We start from the raw sequence: 12314 nt of genomic DNA on the forward strand, positions 1-12314 counted from the left end.
CAGGACAAGAATAAGGAGAATGGGCTGTGTGTGATGATATCAGGCATAAACATATGCGCCACGCCATAGAATTATCCCGCCAAAAGATGCAGGAGGGCTGTGGCGGACCGTTTGGTGCGGTGATTGTGCGCGATGGCAAGGTGATTGCCGAGGGCTGGAACAATGTGACGTCGAGCATGGACCCAACAGCCCATGCAGAGGTTTCCGCCATTCGCGCCGCTTGTGCGGCATTGGGCGATTTCAGCCTGGCCGGATGCGAGATTTATACCAGTTGTGAACCGTGTCCCATGTGCCTGTCGGCGATTTACTGGGCCCGGATTGACCGCATCTATTATGCCAATGGCCGTGAGGATGCCGCGGCCATCGGGTTTGATGACCAGTTTTTATATGACGAGGTTGCCAAGCCCCTGTCGCAGCGCGAATTGCCCTGTGAACATATTGAAATGCAAGAGGCGGCCGATGTCTTTGATCAATGGGCGGCCAAGGAAGACAAGATCGCTTACTAACAAACTGCTTAAAAAAATATCGAGACAGTTTGATTACGGCACCGGGCAGGGGTAAAACGCCTTTGGCGCATGTAATCGGATCGCAATCAGGGGGTGGCAGACAGTGACCGCGATATCCGGCAATAAAACCGGGGCCGTCAAACAACGAACGGGATCAGGGCCCGCGCAGCTAGAAATTTGCGGCGTGACCAAGGCTTTTCCCGGTTGTCTGGCCAATGACAATATCAGTTTCAGGATCGAGCCAGGCGAAATCCACGCGCTGTTGGGGGAAAACGGCGCAGGCAAAAGCACGCTGGTTAAAATGATTTACGGCGTGATGCAGGCCGATGCCGGGGACCTGTTATGGGAAGGCACGCCTGTGACCATCGCCAGCCCCCATGATGCGCGCGAAATGGGTATTGGTCTGGTTTTTCAGCATTTTTCCCTGTTTGAAACCATGACGGTTTTGGAAAATATCGCGCTTGCCATGAATGATGTGCGCGATATGGCGGTGTTACGCCAGCAGGTGATCGAGGTTGAAAAAACCTATGGACTGCCGCTGGACCCGGACCGCCATGTTTATACCCTGTCGGTTGGCGAACGCCAGCGCATCGAAATTGTCCGCTGCCTTTTGCAAAATCCCAAACTTCTGATCCTGGATGAACCGACATCGGTGCTGACCCCGCAGGAAGTGGACAAGCTGTTTGAAACCCTGCGGCGTTTGTCCAGCGAAGGCTGCGCCATCCTGTATATCAGCCACAAGCTGCATGAAGTGCAGGCCCTGTGCGAACATGCCACGGTGTTGCGCGGCGGAAAGGTGGTCGATACCTGCGACCCCCGTGCCGAAACCGCAAAATCAATGGCCGAAATGATGATCGGCCAAAAACTGGTCGCCCCGGATCGGGGCGTTCGCCCGGCACCCGGCGATGTGCGCCTGTCGGTCAAGAACCTGTCGCTGGTCAGTGATCAGCAATTTGGCACCGACCTTAAGGACATTTCATTCGAGGTGCGCGGCGGGCAGATTTTGGGCGTCGCCGGTGTGGCCGGGAACGGTCAGAACGAACTGTTTCAGGCGCTGGCGGGTGAAACCGAAATTCAGGGCACACCCGATTGCATCGTTATCGATAAACAGCCCGTCGCCGGGTTTGGTCCGCGCCGCCGCCGTCGTTTGGGGGCGGCCTTTGTGCCCGAAGAACGCAATGGGCACGGGGCTGTGCCCGATATGAGCCTGGCGGAAAACGGGTTTTTGACCGCGTTTCGCCGCATGGCCCTGTCGGCGCGCGGTTTGATCCGCGAGGTGCCGACGCGCAGTTTTGCCGAAGGCATCATTAAAACATTCGATGTGCGCACCACCGGCCACGGGGCAGAGGCAGGCAGCCTTTCGGGCGGAAATTTGCAAAAATTCATCGTCGGCCGCGAAATTATGCAGGACCCCGGCGTTCTGGTCATTTCCCAGCCAACCTGGGGGGTAGATGCCGGGGCGGCCAGCGCCATTCATCAGGCCTTGCTGGATTTGGCGGCAAAGGGCACGGCGGTTTTGGTGATTTCCCAGGACCTGGATGAAATTTATGCCATTTGTGATCAGGTTGTGGTGATGGCAGGGGGCAAAATGTCCTCGGCGCGCAATATGGCAGATGTAACGATTGATGAAATCGGCCTTCTGATGGGCGGGCTTCATGACTTGGGCGCAAATCCGGCCCCGGAACAAAACGGAGGCCAGCATGATCCGGCTTGAACCACGTCGCCAGCATTCGCAAAAGATGGTCTATCTTTCGCCGCTGCTGGCTATTTTTCTCACCCTGATAAGTGGTGCCGTCATTTTTGCCTTTATGGGCAAGGACCCGATCGAGGCGCTTTATACCTTTTTCATCATGCCGATCAACAACGCCTATGGCGTGGGCGAGCTGTTTGTAAAGGCAACGCCGCTGGTGATTATTGCGGTTGGCCTGGCGATGGGGTTTCGTGCCAATGTCTGGAATATCGGGGCCGAGGGGCAGTTAACGATGGGGGCCATCTTTGGTGGTGGTCTGGCTCTGGCGTTTTACGACAGCGAAAGCGCGTTTTTGCTGCCGGGCATGTTTGTGCTGGCGGCCCTTGGCGGTGCGTTTTGGGGCGCTATTCCGGCGTGGTTGCGTACGCGCTTTAATGCCAATGAAATTCTCACCAGCCTGATGCTGACCTATGTTGCGACCCTGTTTCTCAGCTATCTGGTTTATGGGCCGTGGCGCAATCCCGAAGGCTTTAACTTTCCTGAATCCCGTGCTTTTCCCGATGCCGCCTTGCTGCCGATTATTTATGACGGCACCCGTGTGCATTTAGGCGCGATTTTTGCCCTGCTGATTGTGGCAGGCGGCTGGGTTTTGCTGACCAAATCCGTGATTGGGTTTCAGTTGCGCGTGGTCGGTCAGGCACCACAGGCGGCCCGTCATGTCGGTTTCCGGCAAAAACGCATGGTGTGGTTTACCTTGCTGTTATCTGGCGGGCTTTCGGGCTTGGCCGGGATGTTTGAGGTGGCGGGGCCGATTGGGCAACTTCAGCCTTCCATTTCGCCGGGTTATGGTTTTACCGCCATTATCGTTGCCTTTTTGGGCCGTTTGCATCCCATCGGCATTTTGTTTGCCGGGCTGGTAATGGCCCTGACTTATCTTGGTGGTGAACTGGCGCAAATCAGTTTGGGGCTGCCCAGTGCCGTCACCGGGTTGTTTCAGGGGATATTGCTGTTTTTCCTGTTGGGCTGTGATGTTTTGACCAAATACCGCATCCGTTTCGGATCGGGTAGCAAATCCGGGGAGCTGGCATAATGGACTGGATCGTACCCTTAATCCTCACCGTGATTACGGCATCGACTCCGCTTTTGCTGTCGGCAACCGGCGAATTGATAACCGAGAAATCAGGTGTTTTGAACCTTGGTGTCGAGGGCATGATGCTGATTGGCGCCATCACCGGTTTTTCCGTCACCGTATCAACAGGGTCGGCAACGCTAGGCATTATTGCCGCCGCGATTGCCGGTATGGCGATTGCGCTGATTTTCGCCTTTTTAACCCTGACCCTGATGGCAAATCAGGTGGCAACCGGATTGGCGCTGACCATTTTCGGGGTTGGTTTTTCCGCGCTGGTCGGGTCGGGTTTTGTTGGTTTTGCCATCGAACCCTTGCCGTCCCTGCATATTCCGTTCCTTTCCGATGTTCCGGTGATCGGGCCGGTCCTGTTTGGGCAGGATTTTCTGGTTTATCTGTCTATTTTCATGGTTGTTGCTTCGGGCTGGTTTTTAACCAAAACCCGTGCCGGACTGATTTTAAAGGCAGTTGGCGATTCCCATGATTCCGCCCATGCCATTGGATATAACGTTATTCGCATTCGCTATATGGCAACACTGTTTGGCGGGGCGATGTCAGGCCTGGCCGGGGCCTATCTGTCGCTGTCATATACCCCGATGTGGGCGGAAAACATGACAGCCGGGCGCGGCTGGATCGCGCTGGCGCTGGTGGTGTTTGCCACCTGGCGGCCGGGACGGTTGCTGGCCGGGGCTTATATGTTTGGCTGTATTTCCGTTTTGCAGCTTCATGCACAAAGTGCGGGCATCAATGTGCCGTCGCAATTTATGTCCATGTTGCCCTATCTGGCAACGGTGATTGTCCTGGTGATTATTTCCAGTGATGTTACCAAAATTCGCCTTAACGCGCCGGCCTGCATCGGCAAGGCGTTCCGACCGGCGCAATAACGCCGGCATATGTGGGAGGTGCGTCACACTCAATTATGACGCGCATTGTTGATTGTACGCGATAACAGGTATAAATCCTGTGCAGAAGGTTTTAAGGGAGACATTCTTATGAAGGCACGTTTTATGAAGCGCACGGCAGCAGCACTTGCCGCTGTTGGCGCATTGGCCTTGGGCATGGGGGCGGCACAGGCCGCTGATCCGCTTAAGGTTGGTTTTGTCTATGTCGGGCCGGTTGGGGATTTTGGCTATTCCTACCAGCATGATCAGGGCCGCCAGGCGGTTGAAAAGAAATTTGGCGACAAGGTTAAAACCACGTTTGTCGAAAGCGTGCCGGAAGGGGCAGACGCCGAACGTGTGATCCGCCAGTTGGCCCAGACCGGCAATGACCTGATTTTCACCACCTCGTTTGGTTTCATGAACCCGACCATCAAGGTGGCAAAGCAGTTTCCGAATGTGAAATTTGAACATGCAACCGGCTACAAGCGTGCCGATAACGTGGCGACCTATGCCGCCCGTTTTTACGAAGGCCGTTATGTTGCGGGCGTGATTGCCGGTAAAATGACCAAAAGCAACGTCATTGGTTATGTCGGTTCCTTCCCGATCCCCGAAGTTGTACGTGGCATTAACGCCTTCATGCGCGGTGCGTGGTCGGTTAACCCGGATGTGAAGGTTAAAATCGTTTGGGTGAACAGCTGGTATGACCCGGGCAAAGAAGGCGATGCCGCCAAGGCCCTGATCGATCAGGGTGCGGACATTATGGTGCAGCACACCGACAGCCCGGCACCGCTTCAGGTTGCCGAGAACCGGGGCATCAAGGGTTTTGGTCAGGCATCCGACATGATCAAATTTGCCCCCAAAGCCCAGATGACGGCCATTGTTGACCATTGGGACGAATATTATATCGACCGTGTTCAGGCCGTTATGGATGGCACCTGGAAAGCCGAAGACACCTGGCACGGCCTGAAAGAAGGCATGGTCCATATGGCACCGTTCACCAACATGCCCGACGATGTTGCCGCCCTTGCCAAGGAAACCGAAGACAAGATTGCTTCGGGCGACATCAAGATTTTTGCGGGTCCGATTTATGATCAGGCAGGTGAACTGCGCGTGAAGGAAGGCGAAGTCGCGCCGGACGAAATGCTGCTGGGCATGGACTGGTACATTAAAGGCATCGACGCCGAATTACCGAAGTAAAACAAAGTCTTGTTATCCTGCCGGGGAATATCCCCGGTCGGGAATATGGTTGCATAACAGCCCCGCTGGTTATCTGGCGGGGCTGTTTTTATGTGCTATTGCGTTTGTTTTGGGGTGGTTCGCCTGTTTTGGGTTTGGTTTGACGGGCGGGATCAAGTGCTGCCTCGGCGGCGTTCACCGCCGCGTCGAGCTTTTCGGCATCTTCCTTGGCTTTTTTGTCGGCCTGTTCCTGGGCGCGCGCCTTTGCATTTCGGTCTTCATCGGGATCGGACAGGGTTTCGTAAAATATCATTTCGGCCCGTGGATGGGTCAGCGCGAACCAGGCCGCGCGGATAAATTTTAATTTTACCCGGCGCTGGCGGCTTTCTCCGGCCCATTTTTCACGAAACAGTTCCATGTCGTCGCTGCGGGCAAAATGGATCACCATATCGACGTAAGGTGCACTTTGCCCGGATCGCGGTAGTTCAATATTGCGAATGCCCATGTTCCAGCGGTCATGGCGAATGTTTCGGTCCAGCCAGTCCAGGATGGGTTGGGCAGATTGTCTTTCGTGGATCACGATCCGAAAGGGAAAATTCCGAAGATCTTTTTGCATTTGTCCCCCAACCAAAGCCAGTGCCTGTGTCCTGATGATACATCAAGCTGTTTTAAAAGACGCATAAATCCGTTGTCTTATAATTAGAACAGTTTATCTGTTTAAAGGGGGAGCTGGCGTTAGGGGGTGTTTGGAATGATCGACGAGAGAGAATTTGGCCTTCTAAATCCGATGATACCGGCATTATACGAGGCAGCGATTTCGCCGGAATTGTGGACAGAGCGCCTTGACTGGTTGACCGGTATATTGCGCAGCAAGAACATTGTTCTGGTGCATATTGAAAACATTCGCCCGGAAATTTCCGATTATTCCTTTCATGCCAACAGCTTGATCACGCCGGAAATGACGGCCGAATATCTGCGACTTGGTTTGAACCATAATGATGGCTCGGCCTATTTTCATCAGCTTGATCTGTACGAATTTTCAGTCGGCGACGAAATGCGTCACCGTAACGGGGACATGTCCCCGTCGCGTTTTTATCCGTGGCTTGAAAAAGTTGTCGGCTGTAATCTGGCAGCGGGGTTGTGTCTGTCAAATGACCCGTCTGGCTATGATATTTTAATCACCCATTATCGTGATGACGGGCCTTTTGTCCCGCATGAAGCGGCCCGTATGCTGCGCATTATCGGCCCCCATCTGACAAAGGTTCTGGAAATGAACCGGCCGGTCAATCTTTTGCGGCACCGTTACGGCGCATTTCTTGATGTGCTGGACCGTTTGCGGATCGGGGTGGGCATTGTCACGGCGGGATCAGAACTGGTCCTTGCCAATGAAGAATTCAATCGCATCGTTTCAACCGGTGACAGCCTGGTGTTGGGGACTGGGGCCAGTCTGTCGGCGCACGATGACCATGATGCGCGTTTTTTGCGCGATGCCATCTTAAAGCTAAGCCGCAAGGACCATTTAAGTAAGGTATCGCAAAGCATTCGCCTTGGCAGCCGGATTAATGAAAACAGCGCCTATTTGCTGGATCTGTCGCCCTTGCGCGAAACCCGTGGCGCTTTTGGCGGGCAGTTTTCCGGTGTGCTGGTAACCGTGGTGGACCCGTTTTGGTACACTGATTTGAATGTGGGTCTGATGCGTCAGCATTATAAATTGACCACAACCGAGATCGATGTTTTTGACGCGGTTCTGCGCGGATTAAGCAACAATGATATTGCCGATCATTTGGGCAAGGGACGTGAAACTGTCAAATCCCAGCTGGCCAGCATTTTTCGTAAAACCGGGGCCAGTGACCGGCTGGAGCTTGTGCGCCTTGCTGTTCAGCTGATCATTCCGCTAAACGATGACGGCGACACCCAAAAACCGGCGATTGGACGGGGTCTTTAAAATGGGCTGGCCGGTTATGGCCCGGTCGTTTTGTTTGCGGGGCTTGATATTTCATCGACCGGGCCCTTGGTCGTGCTTGTATATGCTGTGCCGTGAAGGATGATCAGCTGGCACCCTGACCAAGATCGATCACGTAATCTTCGACCATGCCGCGTTTTTTGTGGACCTTGGTGAATTTGATCGGCCATTTGCTGTCGGGGGAATAAAACCAACTGCGGGTGTTTGAGGCATCTTTGCAAATGACTTCATAGGTCGGGATGGTTTTGGTGCCAACCGTGACCATTGCGGTTCCGACAACCCTACAATCGCGTGTTGCGGTCCATGTGTCTTTGCCGTCTGTGCCTTCAATTTCAAAGGATTCCATCGCACCAGGCTTCAACGGCCAGATATCGCCTGTCTGGACAACTTTTTGTACGCCGTTTGATCCGGCGCAATTGGTCCATTTGGTGTCGGGGCTTATGAAGTCTGTGCCCTCTGATGTGCAGCCGGCATTGGGCCCTTCGGTAATTTCAAACATTAAACGGTCGGCATTTTTGCCGGTAACGGTCAGTGTTTCTTTGTTGCCATTGCGGTAATAGGCATAGGTGTCACCGACGGCAAGGTCCGGTTTGGCCAGCGACAGCAGGCTGACCTGGCTGTTGCGCACAACATTGCTGCTTGTCTGACAGGCCGCCAGCCCCATCAGCATGGCAAAAGGAATAATCAGTTTTTTCATCAAAGTCTCCCTGGTGTTCAAAACCCGGCCTGCCTTGTCCCCAAATGCAGGCCACGCGGGTTTGCTCCCGGTTATTCAACGCGATTTTAACCTGGTGCAAATCCCCCATGTGGGGGATATGGCAGCGATTTTTCGTCTGCGTGTGCCATATTCGGCGCACCGTGCCAGTTGCATCCCGGCGGCATTCTGCTGATATCCTGGCAGCATCCCTATGGTTTCGGATGGAGATTTGTGGAATTACTCTAATTTCGACAAGGGGTGTTAGGCGATGATCAAGAGTAAAATTTACGTTGGTATGATGTCGTGTTCGCGGTACACCTTATTCTTAATGGCAGGCATTGCCGGGGCCGCTATTGGCTGAATGAAAATAGAGACCAGGGAAGAAGCGTGACAGAAAAACGATCACATGTGCAGCCAACAGGCGTTGAACGCCATTTTGGTGCCGATGAACTGATTGTCAGCAAAACCGACCTGAAGGGCCGGATCACCTATGCCAATGATGTGTTCTTGCGTGTCGCCGATTACGCCGAGGAAGAACTTTTAGGGCAGCCCCACTCGATTATCCGTCATCCGGACATGCCGCGTTGCGTGTTTCAGTTGTTATGGTCTGAAATCGAAGCCGGGCGCGAGATTTTTGCCTATGTCGTCAATCTGGCAAAAAACGGGGATCATTACTGGGTTTATGCCCATGTAACGCCCAGCTTTGACCCGCATGGAACCATCACGGGCTATCATTCCAACCGTCGTGTGCCAGAAGCAGGGGTGGTCGATAAAGTTGTCAAACCGCTTTATGCCGAATTGCGCAAAATCGAGGAAAGCCAGCCCAGCCGCAAGGACGGCATGAATATGGCGGCACGCGCAATGGCGCAAAAGGTCAAGGATCTGGGCCTTGATTACGACCAGTTTGTGCAAAGCCTGTAAGTAACGTTAAAGCCGAGGTTAGAAGATGTCCCTGTTTGGCGGGTCTACAAAGTCGGGAATTCAAAAGGCGCTGGAAGTGGTCGAGGCGGCGGCAAATGGCGACTATGAGCAGCGAATCACCCATGTTGACAGCCATCCGCAAATGCGTGACCTGTTTAATGCGATCAACCGGCTGATTGACCGTAATGATGCGTTTTTGCGCGAAAGCGCCGCCTCGATGGCGGCGGTGGCCGAAAACCGGTATTACCGGCGCATCGTCGAAACCGGCCTTGTCGGGTCTTATTTGACGTCGGCACGCGAAATCAATGGTGCCACCAGCATGATCGAGCAGAAACTGGGCGGGTTCCAAAAGGTTGTCGATGATTTCCGCAGCGGTTCTTTTGGCGCGGTGGACCGCATTGCCGACGCATCGGTCGCGCTGGAAGGCGCATCGGATGATGCCAGCCGTATCGCCCAGGAAACCAGCAGCCGGTCAATGGCGGTGGCGGCGGCAGCCCGCCAGACAGCAGATAACGTATCGGGTGTTTCCGAAGCCTCCGAGGAACTGAACCATTCCATTCGCGATGTTAGCGAGCAGGCGCGGGAATCGGTTGATATTGCGCACCGTGCCAATGGCCTGGCGCGCGAAACCGATGGCCGCATCGGCCAGCTTGAAACCGCCGCGGTCGAGATTGTCGAGGTTGTCAGCTTCATTCGTGATATTGCCGCCCAAACCAACCTTCTGGCCCTGAATGCCACCATCGAGGCCGCCCGCGCGGGCGAGGCGGGCAAAGGCTTTGCCGTGGTTGCCAACGAGGTCAAGGGGCTCGCCAATCAGACCAGCAAGGCCACCGAAAGCATCGAGGAAAAAGTTCAGGATATTCAAACCGCGATCGAGCTTTCGGTCGGATCAATTCGCGAGATTGCCGGGGTAATTGATGATCTTGCTGCGCGTTCGGACCTGATTTCAACCAATGTGCAGACACAAACGTCGCTTTCCAGTGATATGATCCACAATGTTGAACAGGCGTCGGGCGGGGCGCGCGAAGTGACCGATAATATTTCGGTTGTTTCTGATATGACGTCGCAAACCGGGCAGGCCGCCCAAACCACCCGCGAAATGGCAACCGATCTTGCCCGCCAGGCCGAAAGCCTGCGTAGCCAGCTTGGCAGTTTTCTCGATAATATTACAAAAGTACTGTATACTTCAGAGCGTAAAAAATAATCCGCAAGTAAATCTCCGGTATGTATTCGGGCCGGTCAGGGCTTGTGGAGCGGACCGGGGATATGACAATGCGGGTGTTTTTCAATGCACGTCATGACGCCCATGACGTTAAATCGGAGTTTTATCACGGCCATACGATCCCGCCGCTTGATGATCCACGGCGGATGGGCATCATTCGTGATGCCCTGGCCCATAAAATTTCCGCCCGTCTTGTGGACCCCACCGATCATGGGATGGCCCCGATTTGCGCTGTGCATGATACGGGGTATCTTCAGTTTCTGGCCCATGCCTGGCACGACTGGCAAGAGGCCGGTTATGATGGCGATGCCATCCCCGCGATTTGGCCTGCGCGCTGCCTGAATGACGGTGATACAAATTTGTATCAGCCTGCCGTCAAAAATGGTAACAGTGCCGCACAATCACCCGCGACAATTCATATCCTCAAAAAGCTGGGATATTATGCCTATGCCATTGATACCCCGATTGGCGAGGGTAGCTGGCAGGCCGCCTATTGGGGCGCACAAACTGCCATTTCGGCAGCCGACGCGGTATTGCAGGATGGTGAAGCCGCCTTCTGCCTGGGGCGTCCGGCGGGGCATCATGCCCATGCCGCACGCTATGGCGGATATTGCCTGTTAAACAATGCTGCCATTGCCGCGCAGCATATGCGGGCACAGGGCGTCGCACGCATTGCTATTCTGGATATTGACCAGGATCACGGCGATGGTACCCAGCAGATATTTTATCAGCGCAGTGATGTATTAACCGTATCCATCCATGCCCATCCGGATAGTCATTTTCCCTTTTTTACCGGCTATGCTCGTGAACAGGGGGCAGATGCAGGATATGGTGCCAATTTGAACCTTCCCCTTGCCGATGGCGTCGGGTTTGAAGGATTTGAGGCCGCGATGGCGCAGGCAGCGGCAAAAATTGCCCGTTTTAATGCCGACATGCTGATTGTATCGCTGGGTGTTAATGGCCACGAATTTGAACCTTTTGGTCGCCTCGACCTGACGACAGCCGATTATGAAAAAATCGGCGGGCAGATTGCCCAAATTGGCCTTCGCACCCTGTTTGTCATGGAAGGGGGCTATGCCCATGATGTGATCGGGCAAAATGTTGCGGCGGTACTGGCGGGGTATTTGGCGGGTGTTGGCGGTGCAGCCGAACGTTAAGTCTGTGCTCTGTGACGTCGAGTTATGACGGATCGGTTGGCGAAGCGGGGTAAATCTCCCGGACAATTTCCAGCCAGGCGCGGGCAGCGTGCGATAAAAAGCCGTTTTGCCGCCAGATCATCGCCATGTCCCATTGGGTGTCGGGTTCATTAAGCTCGATATAGCGCACGTTAGGATGCGGGCGTTGCCGGGCGATCATGCGGGGCAAAAAGCTGACCCCCAGATTGGCGGCAACCAGCTCGGTGATGAAATCGATCTGGCTGCTGCGTGCGGCAATGTCGGGTTCGATATTTTTGCGCCGTGCCGCGGTAATCAGCACACGGTTCAGGGCAAACCCCTTTTCAAACAGGATCAGCGCGGTATCGGCCAGGTCCTCAAACCTTATGCGGGTTTTATGGGCGGCCTCGTGCGTGGCCGGCAGCAGGGCGACAAGGGGTTCGCACCGGACAGGTTGAAAGGCAAAGCCGGCCATTGTTGGCAACAGTGATGCCCCCAGTTCGATATCGCCGCTTTCAAGCATTTCTTCTAATCTGGTACTGCCCTGTTCAACCAGGCGAATATCAATGCCGGGGAAGCGTTTGCGATAGATGGCAAAAACCGGGGCAAACAGTGTGTTGCTGCCAATGGGGGGCAGCCCCAAATGCAGGGCCCCGCGTTTCAGGCCACGAATTTCATCCAGTTCGGCCAGCAGGTCTTCGCGTTCTGCCAGGATGCGCAGTGCGCGGGCATAAACAACTTCGCCTGCCGCCGTCATGCGGCTACTGTGGCCGATGCGCTCCAGCAATGGAATGCCAATTTCGTCTTCAAGCTGGCGCACGGCCTTGCTGATGGCGGATTGAGTCACGAAAACGGTTTTTGCCGCCTGCGAAAACCCGCCCTGGCGAACAACCTCGACAAAGGCGCGAAGGGTTCGGATATCCATAATATTCCTATTGGGAATAGATTTGAGTAAATCAATTCATTTTTATCATAAAA

At 54.4% G+C, this 12314-nt stretch carries 12 protein-coding genes; 9 read left to right on the plus strand and 3 right to left on the minus strand.

The annotated features are described in order from the left end of the window. The first annotated feature begins 53 nt into the window (after positions 1-53). The 5 genes from LF95_RS12230 (at position 54) to LF95_RS12250 (ending at position 5400) form a co-directional block, all read left to right on the plus strand. Positions 54-506, plus strand: a complete 453-nt coding sequence (locus LF95_RS12230) for a nucleoside deaminase (RefSeq protein WP_073955394.1) — start codon at positions 54-56, stop codon at positions 504-506. Positions 507-609: 103 nt separating this feature from the next. Further along, positions 610-2220, plus strand: a complete 1611-nt coding sequence (locus LF95_RS12235; RefSeq protein ID WP_371440822.1) for an ABC transporter ATP-binding protein — start codon at positions 610-612, stop codon at positions 2218-2220. Next, positions 2207-3286 (plus strand): ABC transporter permease, encoded by a 1080-nt coding sequence (locus LF95_RS12240; RefSeq protein ID WP_073955395.1) that lies wholly within the window; start codon positions 2207-2209, stop codon positions 3284-3286. Before LF95_RS12235 ends, LF95_RS12240 begins: the two co-directional genes overlap by 14 nt. Next, positions 3286-4206: an ABC transporter permease gene (locus LF95_RS12245; protein WP_073955396.1), complete on the plus strand. Its 921-nt coding sequence runs from the start codon at positions 3286-3288 to the stop codon at positions 4204-4206. The genes LF95_RS12240 and LF95_RS12245 overlap by 1 nt, the downstream gene beginning before the upstream one ends. A 123-nt stretch (positions 4207-4329) precedes the next feature. Further along, a complete protein-coding gene (locus LF95_RS12250) occupies positions 4330-5400 on the plus strand; it encodes a BMP family ABC transporter substrate-binding protein (protein WP_073956234.1) in 1071 nt (356 codons plus the stop codon). A gap of 88 nt (positions 5401-5488) precedes the next feature. Here LF95_RS12250 and LF95_RS23055 read toward each other — a convergent pair whose 3' ends face one another. Then, positions 5489-5995 (minus strand): hypothetical protein, encoded by a 507-nt coding sequence (locus LF95_RS23055; protein WP_073955397.1) that lies wholly within the window; start codon positions 5993-5995, stop codon positions 5489-5491. Between the two features lie 135 nt (positions 5996-6130). Here LF95_RS23055 and LF95_RS12260 point away from each other — a divergent pair, with 135 nt between their 5' ends. Further along, positions 6131-7324, plus strand: a complete 1194-nt coding sequence (locus LF95_RS12260; protein WP_073955398.1) for a helix-turn-helix transcriptional regulator — start codon at positions 6131-6133, stop codon at positions 7322-7324. Positions 7325-7427: 103 nt separating this feature from the next. Here the strand turns inward: LF95_RS12260 and LF95_RS12265 are convergent, their stop codons facing one another. After that, complete coding sequence (locus LF95_RS12265) at positions 7428-8039, minus strand: hypothetical protein (RefSeq protein ID WP_073955399.1); 612 nt, start codon at positions 8037-8039, stop codon at positions 7428-7430. Positions 8040-8426: 387 nt separating this feature from the next. Here LF95_RS12265 and LF95_RS12275 point away from each other — a divergent pair, with 387 nt between their 5' ends. The 3 genes from LF95_RS12275 (at position 8427) to LF95_RS12285 (ending at position 11339) form a co-directional block, all read left to right on the plus strand. After that, positions 8427-8960 carry a PAS domain-containing protein gene (locus LF95_RS12275; RefSeq protein ID WP_073955401.1) on the plus strand — a complete coding sequence of 178 codons (534 nt, stop codon included), beginning with the start codon at positions 8427-8429 and terminating at the stop codon, positions 8958-8960. Between the two features lie 25 nt (positions 8961-8985). After that, the gene (locus LF95_RS12280) at positions 8986-10164 is read left to right on the plus strand and encodes a methyl-accepting chemotaxis protein (protein WP_073955402.1); all 1179 of its coding nucleotides are present in this window, start codon (positions 8986-8988) and stop codon (positions 10162-10164) included. Between the two features lie 68 nt (positions 10165-10232). Further along, complete coding sequence (locus LF95_RS12285; protein ID WP_073955403.1) at positions 10233-11339, plus strand: histone deacetylase family protein; 1107 nt, start codon at positions 10233-10235, stop codon at positions 11337-11339. Between the two features lie 22 nt (positions 11340-11361). Here LF95_RS12285 and LF95_RS12290 read toward each other — a convergent pair whose 3' ends face one another. Next, entirely contained in the window at positions 11362-12261 is a 900-nt protein-coding gene (locus tag LF95_RS12290) for a LysR family transcriptional regulator (protein WP_073955404.1), read from the minus strand. Between the last annotated feature and the right edge of the window lie 53 nt (positions 12262-12314).

The organism is Thalassospira sp. TSL5-1, from assembly GCF_001907695.1.
Classification (GTDB): domain Bacteria; phylum Pseudomonadota; class Alphaproteobacteria; order Rhodospirillales; family Thalassospiraceae; genus Thalassospira.

Bases quoted from the DNA above. Each gene is read 5' to 3' on its own strand.
- LF95_RS12230 (WP_073955394.1), top strand. From the start codon at position 54: ATGCGCCACGCCATAGAATTATCCCGCCAAAAGATGCAGGAGGGCTGT.
- LF95_RS12240 (WP_073955395.1), top strand. From the start codon at position 2,207: ATGATCCGGCTTGAACCACGTCGCCAGCATTCGCAAAAGATGGTCTAT.
- LF95_RS12245 (WP_073955396.1), top strand. From the start codon at position 3,286: ATGGACTGGATCGTACCCTTAATCCTCACCGTGATTACGGCATCGACT.
- LF95_RS12250 (WP_073956234.1), top strand. From the start codon at position 4,330: ATGAAGCGCACGGCAGCAGCACTTGCCGCTGTTGGCGCATTGGCCTTG.
- LF95_RS23055 (WP_073955397.1), bottom strand. From the start codon at position 5,995: ATGCAAAAAGATCTTCGGAATTTTCCCTTTCGGATCGTGATCCACGAA.
- LF95_RS12260 (WP_073955398.1), top strand. From the start codon at position 6,131: ATGATCGACGAGAGAGAATTTGGCCTTCTAAATCCGATGATACCGGCA.
- LF95_RS12265 (WP_073955399.1), bottom strand. From the start codon at position 8,039: ATGAAAAAACTGATTATTCCTTTTGCCATGCTGATGGGGCTGGCGGCC.
- LF95_RS12280 (WP_073955402.1), top strand. From the start codon at position 8,986: ATGTCCCTGTTTGGCGGGTCTACAAAGTCGGGAATTCAAAAGGCGCTG.
- LF95_RS12285 (WP_073955403.1), top strand. From the start codon at position 10,233: ATGCGGGTGTTTTTCAATGCACGTCATGACGCCCATGACGTTAAATCG.
- LF95_RS12290 (WP_073955404.1), bottom strand. From the start codon at position 12,261: ATGGATATCCGAACCCTTCGCGCCTTTGTCGAGGTTGTTCGCCAGGGC.